At 71.2% G+C, this 20,353-nt stretch carries 20 protein-coding genes and 1 pseudogene; 8 read left to right on the forward strand and 13 right to left on the reverse strand.

Annotation, left to right across the window (positions count from 1 at the left end; translation table 11 throughout):
* Positions 1 to 152: 152 nt before the first annotated feature.
* Genes ACFYP0_RS19260 through ACFYP0_RS19275 form a run of 4 tightly spaced genes read right to left on the reverse strand, consistent with a single transcriptional unit; the run spans position 153 to position 4,333 of the window.
* Positions 153 to 962, reverse strand: coding sequence for an inositol monophosphatase family protein (locus tag ACFYP0_RS19260; RefSeq protein ID WP_355499137.1), 810 nt, complete (start codon positions 960 to 962; stop codon positions 153 to 155).
* The gene (locus tag ACFYP0_RS19265; RefSeq protein WP_124859566.1) at positions 955 to 1,407 is read right to left on the reverse strand and encodes a response regulator; all 453 of its coding nucleotides are present in this window, start codon (positions 1,405 to 1,407) and stop codon (positions 955 to 957) included. The genes ACFYP0_RS19260 and ACFYP0_RS19265 overlap by 8 nt, the downstream gene beginning before the upstream one ends.
* Complete coding sequence (locus ACFYP0_RS19270) at positions 1,404 to 3,137, reverse strand: sensor histidine kinase (RefSeq protein WP_355499140.1); 1,734 nt, start codon at positions 3,135 to 3,137, stop codon at positions 1,404 to 1,406. Before ACFYP0_RS19270 ends, ACFYP0_RS19265 begins: the two co-directional genes overlap by 4 nt.
* The gene (locus ACFYP0_RS19275) at positions 3,134 to 4,333 is read right to left on the reverse strand and encodes a PP2C family protein-serine/threonine phosphatase (RefSeq protein ID WP_355499188.1); all 1,200 of its coding nucleotides are present in this window, start codon (positions 4,331 to 4,333) and stop codon (positions 3,134 to 3,136) included. The genes ACFYP0_RS19270 and ACFYP0_RS19275 overlap by 4 nt, the downstream gene beginning before the upstream one ends.
* 290 nt (positions 4,334 to 4,623) lie before the next feature.
* Here ACFYP0_RS19275 and ACFYP0_RS19280 point away from each other — a divergent pair, with 290 nt between their 5' ends.
* Positions 4,624 to 7,044, forward strand: coding sequence for a M28 family peptidase (locus ACFYP0_RS19280; RefSeq protein ID WP_386996989.1), 2,421 nt, complete (start codon positions 4,624 to 4,626; stop codon positions 7,042 to 7,044).
* Between the two features lie 53 nt (positions 7,045 to 7,097).
* Here the strand turns inward: ACFYP0_RS19280 and ACFYP0_RS19285 are convergent, their stop codons facing one another.
* Positions 7,098 to 7,586 (reverse strand): hypothetical protein, encoded by a 489-nt coding sequence (locus tag ACFYP0_RS19285; protein ID WP_355499143.1) that lies wholly within the window; start codon positions 7,584 to 7,586, stop codon positions 7,098 to 7,100.
* 280 nt (positions 7,587 to 7,866) lie between these two features.
* Between ACFYP0_RS19285 and ACFYP0_RS19290 the strand changes: the two genes are divergently transcribed.
* The gene (locus tag ACFYP0_RS19290; RefSeq protein ID WP_355499146.1) at positions 7,867 to 10,017 is read left to right on the forward strand and encodes a tetratricopeptide repeat protein; all 2,151 of its coding nucleotides are present in this window, start codon (positions 7,867 to 7,869) and stop codon (positions 10,015 to 10,017) included.
* A gap of 34 nt (positions 10,018 to 10,051) precedes the next feature.
* Here ACFYP0_RS19290 and ACFYP0_RS19295 read toward each other — a convergent pair whose 3' ends face one another.
* Entirely contained in the window at positions 10,052 to 10,993 is a 942-nt protein-coding gene (locus ACFYP0_RS19295) for a threonine/serine dehydratase (protein ID WP_355499148.1), read from the reverse strand.
* Between the two features lie 16 nt (positions 10,994 to 11,009).
* Positions 11,010 to 11,810: a hypothetical protein gene (locus ACFYP0_RS19300; protein ID WP_386996992.1), complete on the reverse strand. Its 801-nt coding sequence runs from the start codon at positions 11,808 to 11,810 to the stop codon at positions 11,010 to 11,012.
* A gap of 193 nt (positions 11,811 to 12,003) precedes the next feature.
* Between ACFYP0_RS19300 and ACFYP0_RS19305 the strand changes: the two genes are divergently transcribed.
* Entirely contained in the window at positions 12,004 to 12,252 is a 249-nt protein-coding gene (locus tag ACFYP0_RS19305) for a hypothetical protein (RefSeq protein WP_355499154.1), read from the forward strand.
* A 98-nt stretch (positions 12,253 to 12,350) separates the two neighbouring features.
* Here ACFYP0_RS19305 and ACFYP0_RS19310 read toward each other — a convergent pair whose 3' ends face one another.
* Positions 12,351 to 12,848 (reverse strand): NUDIX hydrolase, encoded by a 498-nt coding sequence (locus tag ACFYP0_RS19310; protein ID WP_386996994.1) that lies wholly within the window; start codon positions 12,846 to 12,848, stop codon positions 12,351 to 12,353.
* 115 nt (positions 12,849 to 12,963) lie between these two features.
* Between ACFYP0_RS19310 and ACFYP0_RS19315 the strand changes: the two genes are divergently transcribed.
* Together ACFYP0_RS19315 and ACFYP0_RS19320 are read left to right on the forward strand one after the other, a co-directional pair.
* A complete protein-coding gene (locus ACFYP0_RS19315; RefSeq protein ID WP_386996996.1) occupies positions 12,964 to 13,527 on the forward strand; it encodes a DinB family protein in 564 nt (187 codons plus the stop codon).
* Positions 13,528 to 13,658: 131 nt separating this feature from the next.
* A pseudogene (locus tag ACFYP0_RS19320) lies at positions 13,659 to 13,901 on the forward strand (XRE family transcriptional regulator); the annotation flags it as partial.
* Here the strand turns inward: ACFYP0_RS19320 and ACFYP0_RS19325 are convergent.
* The 4 genes from ACFYP0_RS19325 to ACFYP0_RS19340 all read right to left on the reverse strand — a co-directional run bounded on the left by ACFYP0_RS19325 (position 13,902) and on the right by ACFYP0_RS19340 (position 16,204).
* The gene (locus ACFYP0_RS19325) at positions 13,902 to 14,468 is read right to left on the reverse strand and encodes an NUDIX hydrolase (protein WP_386996998.1); all 567 of its coding nucleotides are present in this window, start codon (positions 14,466 to 14,468) and stop codon (positions 13,902 to 13,904) included.
* Between the two features lie 90 nt (positions 14,469 to 14,558).
* Positions 14,559 to 14,813 (reverse strand): Smr/MutS family protein, encoded by a 255-nt coding sequence (locus ACFYP0_RS19330; RefSeq protein ID WP_007465523.1) that lies wholly within the window; start codon positions 14,811 to 14,813, stop codon positions 14,559 to 14,561.
* 121 nt (positions 14,814 to 14,934) lie between these two features.
* Positions 14,935 to 15,303 carry a tetratricopeptide repeat protein gene (locus ACFYP0_RS19335; RefSeq protein WP_112584722.1) on the reverse strand — a complete coding sequence of 123 codons (369 nt, stop codon included), beginning with the start codon at positions 15,301 to 15,303 and terminating at the stop codon, positions 14,935 to 14,937.
* Between the two features lie 130 nt (positions 15,304 to 15,433).
* A complete protein-coding gene (locus ACFYP0_RS19340; RefSeq protein WP_124860484.1) occupies positions 15,434 to 16,204 on the reverse strand; it encodes an ROK family protein in 771 nt (256 codons plus the stop codon).
* Between the two features lie 62 nt (positions 16,205 to 16,266).
* Between ACFYP0_RS19340 and ACFYP0_RS19345 the strand changes: the two genes are divergently transcribed.
* From ACFYP0_RS19345 to ACFYP0_RS19355, 3 genes are all read left to right on the forward strand, one after another.
* A complete protein-coding gene (locus ACFYP0_RS19345) occupies positions 16,267 to 17,904 on the forward strand; it encodes an ABC-F family ATP-binding cassette domain-containing protein (RefSeq protein ID WP_355499433.1) in 1,638 nt (545 codons plus the stop codon).
* Between the two features lie 38 nt (positions 17,905 to 17,942).
* Entirely contained in the window at positions 17,943 to 18,251 is a 309-nt protein-coding gene (locus tag ACFYP0_RS19350) for a hypothetical protein (protein WP_124822832.1), read from the forward strand.
* Positions 18,252 to 18,504: 253 nt separating this feature from the next.
* The gene (locus ACFYP0_RS19355) at positions 18,505 to 19,230 is read left to right on the forward strand and encodes a methyltransferase domain-containing protein (RefSeq protein ID WP_355499430.1); all 726 of its coding nucleotides are present in this window, start codon (positions 18,505 to 18,507) and stop codon (positions 19,228 to 19,230) included.
* Here the strand turns inward: ACFYP0_RS19355 and ACFYP0_RS19360 are convergent.
* Positions 19,227 to 20,234 (reverse strand): LacI family DNA-binding transcriptional regulator, encoded by a 1,008-nt coding sequence (locus tag ACFYP0_RS19360; protein ID WP_356979199.1) that lies wholly within the window; start codon positions 20,232 to 20,234, stop codon positions 19,227 to 19,229. The two genes, ACFYP0_RS19355 and ACFYP0_RS19360, sit on opposite strands and share 4 nt — an antisense overlap.
* Positions 20,235 to 20,353 lie beyond the last annotated feature (119 nt).

The raw sequence follows: 20,353 nt of genomic DNA on the forward strand, positions 1-20,353 counted from the left end.
CCCGATGAACACTGCACGGCGGCGCCGGTCGGCGGCCTGCTGGCGGAGACCGCCGGTCACGATACCGGATCGTGGGCCGGTGACCAGCCCGCTGGCCCTCGGGCTGCCTGGATGTCGACGGAGCGTCCCGACGTGGTCGCGCAGCGCGCGGATCAGGTGCTCAGGAGCGCGTCGCGCACCTCGGCCCAGACCTGCTCGTTGGCCGCGACGAGCAGACCGCGCCCGTCGTCGGCGGGGTGGTAGTCGATGCCGTCGAACCGGCGAGCGACACCCCCGGCGGCACGGACCAGCACGGTGCCCGGGGCGTGGTCCCAGGGCAGGGTGCGCCAGAAGAGGGCGAACTGCTGCTCGCCGGTGAGGATGTCCAGGTACTCCCGACCGGCGCAGTGCTGGCCGGGCAGTAGCTCACCGAGCCGCCGCCCGCCGGCGCGGACCTGGTCGCGGGTCTCCGGCGGCAGGAACCGGGTCATCGCCGCGCCGCGCAGCTCGCCGAGTGGCGGCACCGAGCCGGAGCCGTCCACCGGTCCACCGTTGAGCAGGGTGCCCTCGTCCGCCGAGCCGGCGGCGAGAGTGCCGGCGAGCGGGTCGAGGATCCAGCCGGCGGTCAGCCGGCCGTCGGTCAGCAGCGACACCATCAGGGCGAACGGCCGGCGACCGGCGGCGAAGTTGGCGGTCCCGTCGACCGGGTCGACCAGCCAGACGTCCCCGCTGTCGCGTAGGTGCCGCAGCAACCCCGGATCGTCGGCGACACCCTCCTCGCCGACCACCATCGAGCCCGGCCGCAGCCGGCGCAGCCCCGCCGAGAGCAGCTCCTCGGCCCGGCGGTCGGCGACAGTGACCACCTCGCCGGGCGCCTTCTCCGACACGTCATCGTCGTCGAGCTTGCGGAACAGCGGCAGCACGACCTGGTCGGCTGCCTCCCAGAGCAGGCCGCCGACGTCGTCCAACAGGGTGTCAGCCACGCGGCGGCAGCTTGACCACGCTGACGAAGAACTCGTCGATCTGACGGACCACCGAGATGAAGCGCTCGAAGTCCACTGGCTTGGTCACGTAGGCGTTCGCGTGCAACTGGTAGCTGCGCAGAATGTCCTCGTCGGCCTGCGAGGTGGTGAGCACCACCACCGGGATCCGGCGCAGGGCCTCGTCCTTCTTGATCTCTTCCAGCACCTCCCGGCCGTCGCGGCGGGGCAGGTTGAGGTCGAGCAGGATCAGATCCGGTGGCACCGCGTCGGCGTACTGGCCCTCCTGCCGCAGGTAGGCGAGCGCCTCGGCGCCGTCGGAGACGACGGTCAGCCGGTTCCGCAGCTTGTGTTCCTCGAACGCCTCCTGGGTCATCAGCACGTCACCCGGGTCGTCCTCGACGAGCAGGACCTCGATCGGGCTCTTGCCATCCGCCGGCGCGGTCATCCCACCGTCTCCCTCATGTCACCCGTTCTACCGCTTTCCAGCGTCTCGTCGGCCCGGTCCGGCTGGTCCGGCCCGTCGGCCTGTTCCGTCAGCGCTGCCGGAGCCTCGGTCGAAGGCGTCGTGTCGCCCACGGTCGGCGCGTTCGGCTCCTCCCCGGAATCGGCGGCGGCAGCCGCCGCGACGTCCTCGGGAAGTGCCGGCAGGGTGAACCGGATCGCGGTGCCCTCCGGCACGTCGGTGTCCACCCAGACGCGGCCGCCGTGGTACTCGACGATCTTCTTGACGATCGCCAACCCGATGCCGGTTCCCGGGTACGCGTCCTTCGAGTGCAGCCGCTGGAAGATCACGAAGATCTTGTCGGCGAACTCCGGCTCGATCCCGATGCCGTTGTCCTGGCAGGTGATCTCCCACTCGGCGCCCACCAGACGGGCCGAGACGTGCACCTTCGACGGCACGTCCGGGCGGCGGAATTTGATCGAGTTGCTGACCAGGTTGGCCAGCAGGTTGGTGAGCAGCGGTTCCTCACCCGAGATCACCGGCAGCTCGTCCCAGGTCAACTCGGCGTCCGCGTACTGCCGGGCGGCCTCGGTCTGGCCGGCCACGTCGCCCATCACCTTGTTGAGATCGACCTCGACGAAGCCGGTGGTGAGCCGCCCGATCCGGGAGAACGCGAGCAGGTCGTTGATCAGGCGCTGCATCCGTTGCGCGCCGTCCACCGCGAAGGCGATGTACTGATCGGCCCGCTCGTCGAGCTGCCCGGCGTAACGGCGCTGGAGCAGCTGGCAGAAGCTGGCGACCTTACGCAACGGCTCCTGCAGGTCGTGCGAGGCCACGTACGCGAACTGCTCCAGGTCACGGTTGGACCGGGTCAGCTCCTCGGCCTGCTTCTGGAGCTGGCTGTTGACCCACTCGATGCGCTCGCGGGCGGCCCGGACCTCGGCCAGGTCGGCGGCGATCTTCTGCCGCATCGCGTCCACGTCCTCGCCGAGCCGGATGAACTCCGGCGGGCCGACGGTGGCGATGCGGTGCTGGTAGTCGCCCTCGGCGACCTCGCGGACCTGGTTGGCGAGGCCGGTCAGTGGCCGAACCACCATCCGGTCCAGCGAGAGCAGCAGCACCGTACCGGCCACGACCACCACCAGGGCGGCCACGATCAGCAGGACGACCAGCACGTTGCTGCTGGTACGCACGTTGGTGGCGGTCTGCTCCCGGGCGGCCAGGACCTCCGCCTGGAGGTCGTTCACCGCCGAGCGCACCTCGTCGAACTGTTGCCGGGCCGCTTCGGTCACCAACGCCTGGCCGGCGGCGGTGCCGCTCTGCTCGGTGGTGGCGATCACCGGCTCCGCGACCGACCGTCGCCACTGCGTGACACGCTCCTCGACGGTCCGCAGCTCCTGGCTGATCGCTGGATAGTCGTCGAGCAGCGTCCGCATCGAGGCGATGACGCTCTGCTCCTGGGCCAGCCCTTCCTGGTAGGGGTTCAGGTCGTCCTGGTCACCGCTGACCGCGTACCCGCGGATCGCCGTCTCCTGGTCGAGCAGCGCGTTGAGCAGTTCCTGGGACTGCACCCGCAACGGGCCGGTCTCGTTCAGGACCGCGTCGATCTGGGTGCGGTTGCGGGCGGCCACCGCCGCTTCCGCGGCGGCCAGCCCGATCAGCAGGAAGCCCACGACGGTGAGCAGGGTGATCACCCGGCGGCGAAGACTCCAGCCGCCGACCACCGGCCTCACCGGCCACCGCCCCGGCTGACCAGCAGCATGGCCACGTCGTCGGCGAGCGGGCCACCGTTGAGCCGCTCGGCCCGCCCGACCAGCCAGGCCGGCAGCTCGGGCAGCGACACCGAGCGGTTGGCCGGCTCGTCCAGCAAGCCGCTGAGGCCCGGCACGTCGAGCCGTTCGTTGCCGGCACCCACCCGCCCCTCGATCAGGCCGTCGGTGTACATCAACAGGGACCAGTCATCGGTGTCGAACTCCAGGTCGTAGGCGATCGGCCGGCGAGGTCGTACGCCCAGCAGCAGGCCGCCGGGCGCGGGCACCGGGGCGACCCGGCCGCCGGAGAGCAGCAGCGGTGGCGGGTGCCCGGCCAGTCGAACGGTGGCCCGGTTGGCGTCCAGGTCCAGTCTGACGGAGGCCACCGTCGCGAAGATCTCCTGGAGGCGGCGCTCACTCATCAGCACCTGCTCCAGGGCGGGCAGCACCTCGTCGTCCGGCACCCGGGCGAGCACCAGGGCGCGCCAGGCCACCCGCAGCTCGACCCCGAGCGCGGCCTCGTCCACCCCGTGCCCACAGACGTCGCCGACGATCAGGTCGAGGCGGTCCGGGTGGGTCTGCACCACGTCGAAGAAGTCTCCGCCGATCAACGCGGCGTGCCGGCCCGGCCGGTAGAAGGTGTGCACCGCGACCTGGTCGGTCGTCATCAGCGGTTGGGGCAGCAGGCCGCGTTCGAGTCGGGCCGACTCGGCCTGGCGCAGCTCGACCTCGCGCAACCGGCGGGCGTTCTCGTCGGCGCGCTTACGCTCCACGGCGTAGCGCAGCGCCCGGGTCAGCAGCACCCCGTCGACCTGGCCCTTGACCAGGTAGTCCTGGGCACCCTCGGCGACCGCCACGACGCCCAGGTGCTCGTCCGTGCGGCCGGTCAGCACACAGACCGCGGCGCCGCTGGACATCTCCAACACCTGGCGCAGCCCGTCCAGCCCCTGCGCGTCGGGCAGGCCTAGATCGAGAAGGACGCAGTCGACGTCGCTGATCCGCTGCCGCGCCTCCCGGAGGCTGGTGGCGACCAGCAGGTCGATCATCGAGTTCGTCTCGGCGAGCAGCTCACCGACCAGGAAGGCGTCGCCCTCGTCGTCCTCGACCAGCAGCACCCGCAGCCGCTCGCCCGGCGGCAGGTTGGCGTGCCGCGCCAGGCCACCGTGCGGGTACGGCACAACTGGGGAACCGGCCAAGCCGGCCCCCCGGTGCGGCCGGGTCACCGCCGCCAGACGCGGGAGTTCGCTGGTGATGTCGGGCTCCTTCCGAGTGCCCTGCTGATCCTGTATTAGACAACGGTCGCACACAACACGATGCCTGCGGCGCGGGCGGGGATGGGGCGCATCACTGCTCGGCCGTGGACAAACCGGGCGGCTGATGGAGGCGGGACGTACCGGCCATCCCATCCGCGGCCCCCGACGGGCAGGATGATCCCACCCCAGGCCCCACCACCCCCCGAGGAGTTCCCGTGGGCGCACCCACCACCCCGGCCACGACGGGCACGCCGCCCCGTCCGATTCCGGGCGTACACCCTGCCAGCCGCGCGCTGACCCGGCCGCGTCGGCGGCTCGTGGCCGCCGCGGCGGCGCTGGTCGCGCTGGCCGCGGTCGGCGCCGGCAGTCTGCTCGACCTGCGCACCCCGGCACCGAAGCCGGCCGACGCGCCAGCCGACGCGTTCAGCGCCGGCCGCGCGTACGAGGACGTCCAGGTGATCGCCGCCCGGTCGCACGTCGCCGGCAGCCCGGCCAACGAACAGGTCCGCGCGCACCTGGAGCAGCAGTTGCGGGGGCTGGGCCTGGAGACCGAGGTGCAGGACACGGTGGCACCGGAGGCCGGTCAGCTCAGCGGGGCGGCGGGCGGGGCGACAGTGGCCCGGGTCCGCAACGTGGTGGCCCGGCTACCCGGCACCGACTCGACGGGTCGGGTCTTCCTGGTTTCCCACTACGACTCGGTACAGACCGGGCCTGGCGGCAACGACGACGCGGCCGGCACGTCGACCATCCTGGAGGTGGCCCGCGCGCTGAGCACCGGCCCCCGGCCGCGCAACGACATCGTCTTCGTGCTGACCGACGCCGAGGAGGCGTGCCTCTGCGGCGCCGCTGCGTTCGCCGCCAGCCATCCGCTGGCCGCCGACGGCGGTGTGGTGCTCAACCTGGAGGCGCGGGGATCCACCGGGCCGGTGATCATGTTCGAGACGTCCCGGAACAACGCGAAGTTGGTGGACATCTTCGGCCGGGCCGCCCCACACCCGGTTGGCACCTCGTTCGCGGTGGAGATCTATCGCGCGCTGCCCAACGACACCGATTTCACCGCCTTCCTCGATCAGAAGTTCGTCGGGCTGAACTCGGCGTACATCGACGGGGGCGCGATCTACCACACGCCGTTGGACACCCCGGCCGCCATGGACCGGGGCAGCCTCCAGCAGCACGGAGACAACGCATTGGGCCTGGCCCGGGAGTTCGGTGGCACCGACCTGACCGACCTGCGCTCCGGGCACGACGCCACCTACTTCCCCGTCCCCGGCGGGCTGGTCCGCTACCCGGGCTGGCTAACCCTGCCGCTGGCCCTGCTCGCGGTGGCCCTGGTTGCCGCCCTGGGCTGGCTGACCCGCCGGAGCGGCCGGGCCAGCACCGGCCGGCTGGCCGCCGGCTTCGCGCTGGCCCTGGTGCCGATCGTCGCCGCGCCGGTCGCCGCCCAACTGCTCTGGCTGGCCATCACCACGATCCGACCGGGGTACGCGGAGCTGCTCGACCCGTACCGGCCGATCTGGTACCGGCTGGCCGTCCTGGCGCTCGCCACCGCCATCCTGTTCACCTGGTACGCGCTGACCCGCCGCCGGATCGGCCCGGCCGCGCTCGCCGTCGGCGGGCTGGCCTGGCTGGCGCTGCTCGGGGTGCTGCTCGCCGTGGCGGTGCCGGGTGGGGCGTACCTCACCACACTGCCGGCGCTGGCCGGTGCCCTCGGCGGGCTGGTCGCGCTGCGTACCCGGCAGACCGGACCGTGGCCGGTGGTGGCGGTGACGGCCGCCGCGGCCGTGGGTGTGGTCATCCTGCTGCCCACCGTGGTGCTGCTCTTCCCCGCGCTGGGGATGGCCATGGGCGGGGTGGCCGCGCTGGTAGCGGTGCTGCTCGGCCTGGTCGCCCTGCCGGTGGTCGACCTGCTGCACCCGCAGGCCGGCGGCCAGCGTGGTCTGCTCGCGCTGCGGGCCCGGCGGCTCGCGGTGCTGCCGGCCGGCGCCACCGCCGTGGCGGCGGTGGTGCTCGCCGGAGTCGGCCTGGGTGTCGACCGCTTCGACGCCGCCCACCCGGTGCCGACCCACCTGATGTACGCCATGGACGCCGGCACCGGCCAGGCCCGTTGGCTCAGCCACGAGAGCGACCCGCAGCCGTGGACCGACGGTTACGTGGACGGGGTCACCGACGTCGGCGACGACTTCCCCGGGCTCGGCGACGCTGAGCTGCGAGCCGGCCCCGCGCAGGCGGCGAACCTTCCGGCACCGAAGCTGGAGGTGGTGGCCGACGCCACCGCCGGTGGCGAACGCACACTGCGGCTGCGGCTCACCCCGCAGCGGGTCGCCCGGATCGCCACACTGCACGTCGACACGTCGACCGCCACGGTGCTGCGCGCCGAGGTGGCGGGCCGGTCGGTGCCGGTGGAGCCCCGGGACGGCAAGTGGGGCTTCGGGCTGGTGTTCCACGCCCCGCCGGCCGAGGGCATCGAGGTCACGTTGACAGTGCGGCCGATCGCCGGGCAGGTGGCGCTGCGGGCGATGGACGCCAGTGACGGGCTGGACGCGCTGCCCGGCTTCCGCCCCCGGCCGCCGGCCGTCGGTGTCGTCGGATCGCACAGCTCGGAGATGCTGGCGGTCGCCCGCACCTATCCCCTCTGAGGTGAGAAGGGTGGTCCGGCGGGAGCGTTCTTCCGCCGGACCACCCTTTCCGGTCAGCCCACCGGTTCGGGTTGGCCGGAACCGATCCGATGCCAGCGATTGCCGTCGTGGTCGGTGAAGGTGAGGTCCACCAGAACGGTGTCGGCCGGGCGGAGCCGGTGCTCCGCCGCGACGGTGACGAAGAGGTCGTGCACGTCGCGGCCGGGGATCCGCCGGACCTGTTTCGCCGGGGCCAGCCCGACCGGCGGGGCGTCCGGGTCCTCGGGCGGGGCGAGTCGAGCCAGCACCACCACGTCCAGCACCGGGGCGTCGCTCTCGTTGGCCACTGCGACCCGCAGCACCGAGGTGCCGCGAATCTCGGCCACCGCCGAGACCAGCCGAGCCTGGGTGGCCCGGACCCGTAGATCGTCGTTGCGGCGGGCGCGGATTTCCCGCCGCAATCCGAGGTAGACGAAGAGCACGCTGGCTATTGAGCCGACCGCGCCGAACCAGTCCGGCACGGAACCCCAGTCGACGACGTCCTGGATTGGCGACCAGTTCATAGGTCCATCGTGGATCCCCGTGTCGAGTGCCGCGCACGGCGGATCGGCCGGAATCAGCAGCGAATTGGGAATTCCGGCACTGATTTTGGTCAGCCGGGCAGCCTAAACGGAGAGTGTGCAACCCGGTACGGGATGGATACGCTTGCGGTCGACATGGTGCGGGCGGCAATCCCTCCGACTGTCCATCAGATGGACAGGATCTTTCGCCGCCGCCCCATTGTGAATTCGCCACCGAAGGGGGACCGCATTGACTGCGGACGTTCCACCCGAGGATGCCGGCGTGACTCGGCCTGCCTACGACCGGCCGAGTCGTGTCTCCGTCGACCCACCGCTCGGGCGACTGGACAGCCCGCTGCACGGGCGCGACGACCTGATCGACGAGATCGTCCAGCCGGGGGAAACTGCCGGGGGCCGGCCCTCGGTGCACATCCTGTGCGGCATGGGCGGCTCCGGCAAGAGCCACGTCGCGCTGGAGATCGCCCGCCGGGGCCGGGCCGACGGCCGGACGGTCTGGTGGGTGCAGGCCGGGCGGCTCAACTCCGGGATGCGGGAGGTGGTCAGCCAACTGGGCGCGTCGGAGACCCAGGTCGACCAGGCGTGGGCTGGGATGATCAGCGCCACCGACCTGGTGTGGCGCTACCTCAACCAGGCCGCGCAACCCTGGTTGTTGATCTTCGACAGTGCGGACGAGCCCGCCAGCCTCGGCCCCACCGACGGAGTGCTCGCCGACGGCACCGGCTGGCTGCGCAGCCCGGAAGCCGACGACGGCATGGTCATCGTGACCAGCCGGGACGGCAACCGGGCCACCTGGGGCACCTGGTCGAGGCTGCACCAGGTGCGTCCACTCGACGCCGACGCTGGCGCGCAGGTGCTGATCGACCGCGCCGGCGACCAGGCCGGCGGCCTGGCCGACGCCCGGGAGCTCGCCCGCGAGTTGGGCGGGCTGCCCCTCGCCCTGCGCGCCGCCGGTAACTACCTGCGGTCGGTCAACGCCAGCCCGGTCTGGCGCGGCTCGTCCACCATCACCACCTTCGCCGACTACCGGACGGCGGTGCAGCGTCGGTTCCGATCACCGCGCGACGCCGCCGACGTGGACCTCGACGAGTCCCTCGGCCTGGAGATCGTCCGCGAGGTCGACGACATCTCACTGGACCTGCTGGCCCGCCGCCAGCTCCAACAGAGCCGGCCACTGCTCAACGTGCTGGCCTGCCTGAGCGTCTCCCCGGTGCCCTACGAGGTGGTGCTCAAGCCGGCCATCCTGGCCGAGTCACCACTCTTCAAGGGACTCACCAGCCGGCAGCGGGTAAAGGTACTGGAGGGCATCGGCAACCTGGCCCTGGTCGACTTCGACGTCCAGGAGGAGGTCACCGACCCGGCGTTCGCGCACGTGCTCTCGCTGCACCCGCTGGTGCACGCGATGTTCCGCGACCGCGACGAGGTGCGTGAGCAGATCGCCGAATACCACGGGCTGGTCATGAAGCTGCTGCTCGCCGCCACCGAGGGGCAGAACCCGGACGACTCCGCAGCCTGGACCAACTGGGACGTGCTGGTGCCGCACCTGGTCGAGGCCGTGCGGGAATACCTCGTGCCGCAGAAACACAAGCACGACCCCGAGACGGTACGCCGCGCGCTGGAGCTGACCCGACTCACCGCCCGCTACCTCATCGCGGTCGGCCTACCCGGCTCGGCCTTCGACATCCTCGACCCGATCGTGCGCGGTTGCGCCGCGTACGACCACGACCTGGACCGACCGCAGGTGCTGGCGCTGCGCCACGAGCTGGGGCGCACCTGGTTGGAGCGCAACCAGCCGGAGATGGCCGACCGGGTGCTCCGTGAGGTGATCGCGGACCGCACCAGGGTGCTGGGCAGCGACGATGCCGACACCCTCGCCAGCCGCCACAAGCTCACCAAGGCGATCATGGCGCAGCGGCAGTGGCCCGAGGCCGAGTTGGAGCTGCGGCAGATCGTCGCCGCCGAGGACCAGGTACGCGGCCCGGAACACTGGGACACCATGATCGTGCGGCACAGCCTGGCGCTGGCGGTGCTGGCCCAGCAACGGGCGCCCGAGGCCGAGGAGATGCTGCACGCCATCCTGGAGGTCCGCTACCGGTTGTGGCCACTCAACCAACCGGAGACCTGGCAGGCTCGGCACACGCTGGCCCGCTGCATGCAGGCGCAGGGCCGGCTCGCCGAGGCGGAGGCCGAACTGCGGGCCACCCTGGCCACCGTGGAACCCCGGCACGCCGACCGCAGCGAGGTGCTCGCCATCCGGTCCACCCTGGGCCTGGTGCTGCTGCTCGAGGAGCAGGTCGACGCGGCGATCGAGGTGTACGAGCAGTTGCTGGCCGACCGCCGGCGACTCCTCGGCGACACCCACCTGGACACCCTCCAGGTGGAGCACGCGCTGCGCCGGCTGCGAAACGGCGACTGAACGGTCAGTCCGACGCGGCCGGCGGTGCGGCTGATCAGTGCGGCGCGGCCGGGCCCAGGTCACTCGGGTCGGTGTTGCCACCGCAGATGATCACGGCTACCCGCTCCCCCGGCTGCGGCACGTACGCGCCGCCGACCAGCGCGGCCAGCGCGGCCGCGCCACCCAACTCGGCCGCGACCCGCAGCTCCGACCAGAGCAACCGGCGCGCCCGCACCAGGTCCTCGTCGCGGACCAGCACGGACACCACCTCGGTCCGGCGGGCGGTGTCGAAGGCGATCTCACCGATCCGCCGGGCACCCAGCGAATCGGTGGCGATGCCACCCACCTCGATGTCGACCGGCCGGCCCGCCTTCAAGGCCGAATGCAGGGTGGGGATCTGCTCGGGTTCGACCGCCACGACGCGTACCGACCCACCGAACCAACTGGCGATGCCGGACACCAACCCGCCGCCGCCGACCGCCACCAGCACGGTGTCGATCCCGTCCACCTGCCGCTCCAGCTCCCGGCCGACGGTGCCCTGACCGGCCACCACCTCCGGCTGGTCGTACGCGTGCACGACCAGCGCGCCGGTCTCTGCGGCCCGCTGGGTGCTCGCGGCCAGGGCCTCGGCGTAGTGCTGGCCGACCTGGCGCACCTGGGCGCCCAACCCGGCCAACCGCTGCACCTTCACCGGTGAGGCGGTGACCGGCACGAAGACCTCCGCCGGCACCCCCAACGACCGGGCGGCATACGCGACCGCGAGGCCATGGTTGCCACCCGACGCGGCGATCACCCCGGCCGACGGCAACGCCCCTTGGAGCATCCGGTTGAACGCGCCGCGCGGCTTGAACGAGCCGGTGTGCTGGTGCAGCTCCAACTTGAGGCTGAGCTGCCCAGGCACACCCAGATCGGCACCGTCGACGGCGATGACCGGGGTTTCCCGGACCCGCCCCTCGACGAGTGCCGCAGCCGCCTCGACGTCGCTTCTGTCCACCATGGGGAAACGCCCTTCACTACGACCAGAGGGCCAGTCGGCCATCGTCGGTGAGCCCGACAAAACATCCTATGGAGATCCGTCGACCATCCGACGCCTGACGCACCGTGTGATAGTGCCGCGGATCGAACAGAAAGCCCTCCCCGAGCGTGGGGCGCAACGTCAAAGACTGCGTGCCGGCGGCCACCGCCTCGTCGAAGCCGTACCCGCCGGGGATCCGCAGCGGCTCGTCGTCCGGCTGCCAGCGCCGCCGCCACAGCACGGTCTCACCGCCGGCCGGTGGCACCAGGATGTAGATGTTGAACGCCAACTGGGCCACCACCTCGCCGTCGAGCAGCCGGCCCGCGTACTCCCGTACCGCGTCGTCGAAGTGCACCTGGAGCCCCGCGTTGATCTCGCGGACGACGCCGACGTGCATCTCCCGACCCTGCCGCCGCCCGGGTGCCACATCGGGCCAGGCACCGCGGAACGCGGCCAGGCACAGGTCCCGGGGTGAGTCCGACAGGCCCAGCGTGGACCAGCTCTTCTCGGCCGCGCCGGCCGCGTCCCAGTAGTCCTCGCGGAGTTCGCCGGCGGACCGATGATCGTTGATGGCCGGGCCGAACTTGGCGACGACGGGAAAGACCCGGCTCTCGTCGTAGCGGTCCATCGGCGCGTTGGCGAGGGCGGCGGTGATCGCCTGGCAGCGGGCCGCGGAGAGCAACCCCGGCACCCGGACGGCGGCCAGCCGCCCCGCGATGAGCCCGGCGACGTCCGCTCGGGTGATCGATTCTGATTCGACGGCGACGAACAAGGGATCGGTCCTGCTCGAATGCTGCACGGCGGTCCTCCCGTAACGAAGATCCCTCACCGGACTTGTCGCGCCCCCGATCCGCGCACCGTGCAATGTACAAACCGCAGGCAAGGCGAGGTATCCACAGTTCCGGGCGAGTTGGCACGGCCACCGCTACCATCGGCGCAACCGGGGTACGCGACACCGAACCGTACGGCGGAACCTTTCCACCGATCAGGGAATGGTGACGATTCTCGGCGTGACGCATGATGCGACTAGTTCGAACGCTGACAAGGAGTTCGAGATGGCAGGCGCCGGCCCGACGGATCTTGACATGCACGTCGACCGCCTGGAAATGGCGCGTCGAATAGCCCGGGAAATGATCGAGTCCGACCATCAGGCCTTGGAGCTCTCCGTCCGGCAACGCCCACAGTGCTGGTCCCGACGCCCCGCCGGCCACGGCACCCGCGCCGACGCCCTCACGGGCTGACCCTGACCCCCTCCGGCGCACCCTCAGTGATCAAGTGCTGAAAAGTAGGTTGCGAGCGGTCCCGGGACCTACTTTCCATCACATGATCACGACAGTGTTCACAGGGCGAGCGGGACGGGTTGGGTTGGCACTCCGTCAGCGATCAATGCGGCCAACGGCGTGGCGAGGTCGCGGGGCGAGAACAGTTCCGGGCCGACGTACTCCCTGATCTCCGGCAGCGACCACCAACGCCAGCCGGTGACGTGCTCGGCGGCGAGTTCCTCATCGCTCATCGCACCGCGTGGCGTGAACGACGCGGTCCGAACGAGGAAGTAGTCGTTCACGACGCCATCGTGGCCGGGCGCGTGCCCGGGGGCGACAATCTCTTGGCGCCAGACCTGAGGCGGGTCGACATCGAGAGCAAGACCGGCCTCTTCGTGCAGCTCTCGCCGTAGGGCTGCCAGCGGTGTCTCGCCGTCTTCGAGGCCACCCCCGGGAGTGATCCACACAACGATCGTGCCAGCCGGATCGGGAATGGCGAGTCGTAGCAACAGAACACGGTCGTCCTCATCGACGACGATCGCACGCGCCGATCGCCGCAGGTTAACCGTAGACATCAGGACACCCTACGGGTCAGCGATCACCGTCGACGCCCGCGAGTCGTGGTGCACCTCCGCACGCTGACCGCTCCTGCGGGTCACCGCGGTCCTCCGCTGTATGTAGCGTGCGGGAATGACAAGGAGCGAGCGCATCGCGGACCAACTGGATCGGCACTGGCAGAAGAACCTGCGTTCGCGGCTGCACGGTCTTGCCGATGAGGAGTACTTCTGGGAGCCGGTGCGTGGCTGCTGGAGCATCCGCCCACGGGGCACGTCGGCCGCACCGATGTCGGCGGGTTCGGGGGAATGGACGATGGACTCCGCGTCCCCTGACCCGGTGCCGGCGCCGGTGACCACGATTGCCTGGCGGCTGGCACACATCATCGTTTCCTGCCTGGGCTATCGGGTCGGATGGCACTTCGGCGGCCAGGACGTCGACTCCCAGACATTCGCCTACGCGGGAACCGCCGACGAGGCACTGAACCAGCTCGATGAGATGTATGGGAGATGGAACGCCGGGGTCCGCGAGCTTTCCGACGCCGACCTGGAAAATCCGCCTGCGGTGGGTCCCGAGCGGTTCCCGATGGAGGGCATCGTCCTGCACGTCAACAGGGAGCTGATCCATCACGGCGCCGAGATCTCCCTACTGCGCGACCTCTACCGCTGGCAGGGCGAAGCCCCGCACCGCGATGCATGAACCGACATGCACCGAGGACAACTGGCTCGATGGCCCCGTGACCATGTGGTGGAGCCAAGCCGACGCCTCCAGTTACCGCTTTTGGCTGCAACAGGCGGGACTGACAATCAGCGCCGAGGATTTCGTCCCGGAGGGCGGCAGCGGGAAAGGCCTTCAATCTCGCTCTCCTCGCGTCCATCCACGCCCATAACGGCGAGCCCGATCGCGCCAGCGTCATCGGGGCCAAAGCCCTCACGCTGACCTCTCAACTGCGATCAGCCCGAGCCGTCCGGTACCTACGCGACCTGCAAACCGAACTCACAGCGCACCGCCGCCGGCCAGCCGTTCGGCACTTCATCAACCATGTCGACGTGACCCTCGGTCAACGCCGCTGACTACAGCTCACCCCGGGCTTTGCGCGCGACCAGTTCCAACACCGCGATCACCGTGCCGGATCCCACGATCTCACCCCGAGATACGAGGTCCCGCGCTTCCGTCAACGGCATCCAGACCACTCGCTCGGCCTCGTTGACGTCCATCGGCGAACCGATATGTGTCGCCTCGCGCGCAAGGAACAAAAGATTCTCGGCGTCCGCGGTCGCCACCCACGGCTGGAACGACAGCATCGGCTCCACCGCACCCGGACGCCACCCGGTCTCCTCCTCGACCTCCCGGACCGCACAGCTCGCCGGCTGCTCGCCGTCATCGACATAACCCCCGGGCAACTCCCACACCCACCTGTCGAACACGAACCGGTGCCGCCGCATCAGCAGCAGGCGCTCCTGCTCGTCAAGCACGGCGACCATGGCTGACCGGGGCGCCCGGATCACGTACTGCTCGAAACGGACCCCGTCCGGCAGCTCCACGTCGGCGATGCTCAACCGCGCCCGCCGGCTGCCGTCCACCACCCGCTCACCGTGAATCGTCCACCGCGTCGACTCGGTAACCTGCTCCTCCGTCACCCACCCAGTATCCGACCACTGGCACGGACGCATTGCTGGGCCTCGACACGAAGATTCAGCTCCAGACGGCAGGTCAAGGCCTGTCGGGCGCTACTTCCAACGGAAGTGGACGAAGAGGCGGCCGAAGTTCTTCGAGTCCTTCTCGACCCGGTGGTAGAGCTGCTTGACGTCCTTCTGGTCGAGGAACCGCAGCACCCGCTTCTTGAGCTGGCCAGACCCCTTGCCGGGGATGATCTCGACGAGGGTGGCCTTCTTCGCCACCGCCTCGTCCATGATCCCGCGCAACGCCCGGTCGATGTCCTGGCCCTTGTTGAAGATCTCGTGCAGGTCCAGCTTGAGCTTCATGCCGCAGCCCCCGGCCGGTCAGGTCCCATGTCCGCCATCCTAGGCATGTCCGGCAGGTCGCCCGCCAGACGACGAAGGGGCGGCCCCGAAGGGCCGCCCCGCACACGTCACCGGGTCAGGCTCAGCGCCTGCCGCCGAGGCGGGTCTCCACCCGCTCCAGCGCGGTCCGGTAGTCGTCGTTGGCCGCGTACATCGCGGCGGCGATCCGCAGGTGCCGCAGCGCGTCGGTGTGTCGGTTCAGCCGCTCCAGGGTCCGACCGAGCACGTGGTGCGCGTAGTGGTCGCTCGGGTCCCGCTCGACCAGCTCGCGCAGATGCTCCTCGGCCCGGTTGAGCTGGGCCGACTGGAAGTACGCCCGGGCCAGCAGTTGCCGGACCGCCGCGTTGCCGGGCTCGGCGTCGATGATCGGCTCCAGCAGTCGGGCTGCCCCACTGGGGTCACCGGTTTCGAAGAACATGGTCGCCCGCCGGTAGTCCGCCAGAAGATCCATCTGCCACCTCCTCGGGTCGCACCGTCACCTGTTCCGACGCTGGCACAACACCGGAAGTTTGGCGACTGTTCCCGGGGTCGAGATCAGGTCACTTCCGGCCGGCGAAGGCCGCCGAAGAGGCGTCGAACGGTCAGGTGCGGGCGTTCCGGCGTCCGGCGGAAAGTTCCCAGGCGCGGACACCGCCGACGATTCCGGCGGTGTTCGGCACCACCACCACGTCGTCGCCCATCCGGGCCAGTTGCTCGGGCCGGATCAGTCGGGAGTTGCCCCCACCCAGGTAGAGCCGGTCCCAGCGGAACACCGGGCGAAGCCCGTCCACCACCTGCCGGATCCGGCGGGACCAGAAGGCGTCGCCGAGCCGCCGCCGCTCCGGCTCGCCGACGTACGTGTCGTAGGTCGTGCCCCAGCGCACCGGCGCGTGCGACAACTCCAGGTGCGGTGCGAGCACCCCGCCGTCGAAGAGCGCGCTGCCCAGCCCCGTCCCCAGGGTCAGCACCAGCTCGCAGCCGGTGCCGGCGACGACGCCGGCCCCGTGCACCTCGGCGTCGTTGAGCACCAGCGCCGGCACCCCGAACGCGTCGGCGAGCGCGCCGCGCGCGTCCCAGCCGGACCACTCGGCGAGCAGGTCGGGATCGACCCGACTGCGGGGGCCGCTGCGGGTCACGTAGTGGGGCGTGCTCACTACCACTCCGTGCCGGATCATCCCGGGTACGCCGACCGTGAGCCGGTCCGCCGTTGGCAGGCGCCCGCCGAGATCCAGCAGGGTCCGGACAAACAGCGCGGGCGGCAACGGGTACGGGGTGGGCACCCGCAACGGCCGGGCCCGCATCGTTCCCGCCTCGTCGAGCACGGACGCCTTGATGCCCCCGCCGCCACAGTCGATCGCCAGTGTGGTCACCACGTCGTTGAGTCTGCCCGCTGCTGGCCGGTCGTATGCGGGCGGCCGGATAGGCTGCCGTCCTGATGAGCGCCACGATGATCGTCAAGGACCTGGCCGCCGGACACGGCGACCGCCCGCTCTTCGCCGGATTGGACCTGGTGGTCGCCCCCGGCGACGTGGTCGGGCTGGTCGGGCCGAACGGGGCCGGCAAGTCGACGCTGCTGCGTACCCTCGCCGGGTTGTTGCCGGTCGAGGCCGGCAGCGTGCGGCTCAGCCCGCCCACCGCGAGCGTCGGACACCTGCCGCAGGAGCCGGAGCGGCGGCCGGGCGAGACGGTACGGGACTTCCTGGCCCGCAGGACCGGGGTGACCGCCGCGCAGGCGGCGTTGGACGCGGCGACCGAGGCGCTGACCGCCGGTGCGGCGGGCGCCGACGACGCGTACGGCGACGCGCTGGAGCGCTGGCTCGCCCTCGGCGGCGCGGACCTCGACGAGCGCGCCGAGCAGGTGAGCGCCGACCTGGGGCTCGCGGTCGACCTGGACCACCCGACGACCGGGCTCTCCGGCGGTCAGGCGGCCCGGGCCGGGCTCGCGTCGCTGCTGCTCAGCCGGTACGACGTGTTCCTGCTCGACGAGCCGACCAACGACCTGGACCTGGCCGGGTTGGAGCGGCTGGAGGAGTTCGTCACCGGGCTGCGGGCCGGCACGGTGCTGGTCAGCCACGACCGGGAGTTCCTCACCCGAACGGTGACCCGGGTGCTGGAGCTGGACCTGCCGCAGCAGCAGGTCAATCACTTCGGCGGCGGGTACGCGGCCTACCTGGAGGAGCGCGACGTGGCCCGCCGGCACGCCCGCGCGGACTTCGAGGAGTACGCCGACACCAAGGCCGGGCTGGAGGCTCGGGCACGCACCCAGCGTGGATGGATGGAGAAGGGCGTGCGCAACGCCCGCCGCAAGGCCACCGACAACGACAAGATCGGCCGCAAGTTCCGCAGCGAGTCGAGCGAGAAGCAGGCCGCCAAGGCCAAGCAGACCGAACGGCTGATCGAACGGCTCGACGTGGTCGAGGAGCCCCGCAAGGAGTGGGAGCTGCGGATGGAGATCGCCGCCGCGCCCCGCGCCGGTGCCGTCGTGGCCACGCTGCGGGGAGCCGTGGTACGCCGTGGTGGCTTCACCCTCGGCCCGGTCGACCTCCAGATCGACTGGGCGGACCGGGTCGCGGTGACCGGGGCGAACGGCTCGGGTAAGTCCACCCTGTTGGCCGCGCTGCTGGGCCGGCTGCCGCTGGACGCCGGCACCGCCTCGCTCGGGCCCGGCGTGGTGGTCGGCGAGGTGGATCAGGCCCGCGGGCTGTTCCTCGGCGACGTACCGCTGATCGACGCGTTCGAGGCGGCCGTACCCCACCTGTCGCCGGCGGACGCGCGGACCCTGCTGGCCAAGTTCGGACTGCGGGCGGCGCACGTGCCCCGACCGGCGGCCACCCTCTCGCCCGGTGAGCGGACCCGGGCCGCGCTGGCCCTGCTCCAGGGCCGTGGGGTCAATCTGCTGGTGCTGGACGAGCCCACCAACCACCTGGACCTGCCCGCCATCGAGCAGCTCGAATCGGCACTGGCCAGCTATCCCGGAACGCTGCTGCTGGTCACCCACGACCGGCGGATGCTGGCCGCCATCGAGACCAACCGGCGACTGCGGGTCGACGCCGGGCGGATCGCCGAGGATTGATCCGTGCCCGCGGGTCGGCGCGGGGTGAGAATGACGCCATGCTCAAGTGGGAGTACGCCCTGCTGGTCCGCCGCCGCCAGGCCGCGACCAACGACCTCGGCTGGGAGGTCGTCTTCGTCTGGTACGGCCCGGACGGCTCGATGGTCGACGTGACGCCGTACGGCGACACCTCGCTGGCCCACCTGAACCGGGCCGGTGACCAGGGCTGGGAGTTGGTCGCGATGAGCGAGGACCCGTCCCTGCCCGGCAACCACGAACTGCACCGCTATCACCTCAAGCGGCCGAAGCCCGCCGACCCGCCACCCCGTCAGCGGATGCGCGGTGGCCGCCGTACCCTCTCGGGCTGACCCGACCCGATCCGGCGCGGTGCCGTGACGACGAGGCTGGCGGCCGTTCGCGGCTCGGCCCGTGCCGGCGGTGTTCACTTCGAGCGTGATGCCACACAGTCATCTTGATGCCTGTGTGGCATCACGACGATTGCGATCCTGCTTCGCATCCTGCGACACGCCCATGGCCCGCCGCGCCGGAGCAGGCGACGAGGCGGACGAGCGGGGCATACCGGGCGCGATTGCGGGTATCGCGCGGCGGGAGGTGGCCCGGATGGTCGCTTTGACACAGACTCCGCCCTCAGCCGACCGGCTGCGGGCGATCGACGATTTCCTCGCGCAGGCGTGGGCGGACCAGGTCCGCCACGATGATCGGTTGCGGGACCTGGCGGTCGAGGTGCGGTTCGACCGGGGGGTGGCCCATCTGAGCGGCGACGTGGCCGATCCCGCCCAGCTACGGCTGGTGCGGGACCTGGTGGGGCGGCTGGCCGGGGTCTACGGCGTCTGGTGCCGGGTCGGCATCGGCGGGCGGGCGCCCGTGGTGGTGGACCTCGGTTGTGGGCCGACCAAGCAGTGGTCGAGCAACCTGGGGCTGGACATCTACCCGGCGCCCGGCGTGAACGCCGTGGCGGACCTCTCCGGCTCGCTGCCGCTCGCCGACAACTCGGTGGACGTCCTCTTCGCGGTGCACATCCTGGAGCACCTGATCGACTTCCTGCCGCTGGTCGACGAGTGTCATCGGGTGCTCCGCCCCGGTGGGGTGCTGCACGTGATGAGCCCCTGGTGGGGGCATGTGAACGCGGTGGCCGACCCGACCCACGTCCGGCTGATGGACGTGCAGACGTTCAAGGGGATCTGCCAGCTGCGGCCACCGGGCACGCCTCGTTGGTACCCACTGCACGCGGGCTGCGACGGCGCCTCGATCTTCGCCGACCTGACGCCCCTCCCCCCGGACGCCGACCCCGCACCCCAGTCCCACCTGGCCCGCTTCTTCGACTAGCGGGTCTGGGTGGACTCGCGGAACACCAGGCGGTAGGGAGCCCGGAGTTCCCGGGCGGGGACGGTGGGGTCACCGCCCAGGCGGTCGGCGAGGAGTTGGATGGCCAGGCGGGCGACCTGCTCCTTGTCCGGGGCGACGGTGCTCAGGGTCGGGGTGGCGAACCTGCCGTCCTCGATGTCGTCGAAGCCGGCCACCGCCACGTCCTCGGGCACCCTCAGGCCGGCCTCGTGCAGCGCCCGCAGGGCACCGAGGGCCAGCGTGTCGTTGAAGCAGAAGACGGCGTCGGGGCGTACGCCGGAGGTGAGCAGGCCCCGCACCGCGGCCGCGCCGTCGGCGCGGTGCCAGGCCGACGCGGACGCCACCAGGGTCTGGTCGTAGCCGAGGCCGGCGGCGCGCAGCGCGTCGCGGTAGCCGGCCAGGCGCAGCCGGGCGCTGGCACCCTCGTCGGTGCGCTGCGCGCCGACGGCCGCGATCCGGCGGCGGCCCAACTGGATCAGGTGGCTGGTGATCTCCCCGGCCGCTGCCACGTTGTCGATCACCACTCGATCCGCCCGGCAGTGTTCGATCCGCTCGCCGAGCAGCACCATCGGGGTGCCGTCCAGACCGGCCAGGTCCGCCGCGGTGAGCGCCAACGGACTGAGGATGAGCCCGTCGATCAGGTGGTCGGTGATACCGGAGGCGAGCACCCGTTCCTGGTCACGCCGGCCGCCGGTCTGGTCGACCAGCACCGTCCAGCCGTGCTCGGCGGCGGCGCTGACCACGTGACGGGCCAGCTCGGCGAAGTACGGGATGTCCAGTTCCGGAACCGCCAGCGCGATCACGCCGGTGCGTCCCTTGCGGAGGTGACGGGCGGAGAGGTTGGGCCGGTAGTTGAGTTCGACGATCGCCTCCTCGACCCGGGCACGGGTGTCCGGTCGCACGTGCACGTGGCCGTTCACGACGTTGGAGACGGTCTTGACGGAGACGCCGGCCCGTTCGGCCACGTCCTTGAGTCTGTGTCGCACGCCGCAACCTCCCCGAGGTGACGGGCGCACCATACCGTCAGCAACTTCTCTGCGACGGCGCACAAGCGATGGAGGAAGGGCCCCTGCGGTCGCAAGGGGCCCTTCCTCCATCCCGTCGG

This window comes from Micromonospora arida, assembly GCF_042873195.1.
Taxonomy (GTDB): Bacteria; Actinomycetota; Actinomycetes; order Mycobacteriales; family Micromonosporaceae; genus Micromonospora; species Micromonospora arida.

What these genes read in the sequence shown, in the direction of transcription:
- ACFYP0_RS19265 (WP_124859566.1), bottom strand. Translation starts at nt 1,407, where the DNA reads ATGACCGCGCCGGCGGATGGCAAGAGCCCGATCGAGGTCCTGCTCGTC.
- ACFYP0_RS19315 (WP_386996996.1), top strand. Translation starts at nt 12,964, where the DNA reads ATGACAAGGAGCGAGCGCATCGCGGACCAACTGGATCGGCACTGGCAG.
- ACFYP0_RS19355 (WP_355499430.1), top strand. Translation starts at nt 18,505, where the DNA reads ATGGTCGCTTTGACACAGACTCCGCCCTCAGCCGACCGGCTGCGGGCG.
- ACFYP0_RS19305 (WP_355499154.1), top strand. Translation starts at nt 12,004, where the DNA reads ATGGTGACGATTCTCGGCGTGACGCATGATGCGACTAGTTCGAACGCT.
- ACFYP0_RS19285 (WP_355499143.1), bottom strand. Translation starts at nt 7,586, where the DNA reads ATGAACTGGTCGCCAATCCAGGACGTCGTCGACTGGGGTTCCGTGCCG.
- ACFYP0_RS19335 (WP_112584722.1), bottom strand. Translation starts at nt 15,303, where the DNA reads ATGGATCTTCTGGCGGACTACCGGCGGGCGACCATGTTCTTCGAAACC.
- ACFYP0_RS19350 (WP_124822832.1), top strand. Translation starts at nt 17,943, where the DNA reads ATGCTCAAGTGGGAGTACGCCCTGCTGGTCCGCCGCCGCCAGGCCGCG.
- ACFYP0_RS19310 (WP_386996994.1), bottom strand. Translation starts at nt 12,848, where the DNA reads ATGTCTACGGTTAACCTGCGGCGATCGGCGCGTGCGATCGTCGTCGAT.
- ACFYP0_RS19330 (WP_007465523.1), bottom strand. Translation starts at nt 14,813, where the DNA reads ATGAAGCTCAAGCTGGACCTGCACGAGATCTTCAACAAGGGCCAGGAC.
- ACFYP0_RS19345 (WP_355499433.1), top strand. Translation starts at nt 16,267, where the DNA reads ATGAGCGCCACGATGATCGTCAAGGACCTGGCCGCCGGACACGGCGAC.
- ACFYP0_RS19295 (WP_355499148.1), bottom strand. Translation starts at nt 10,993, where the DNA reads ATGGTGGACAGAAGCGACGTCGAGGCGGCTGCGGCACTCGTCGAGGGG.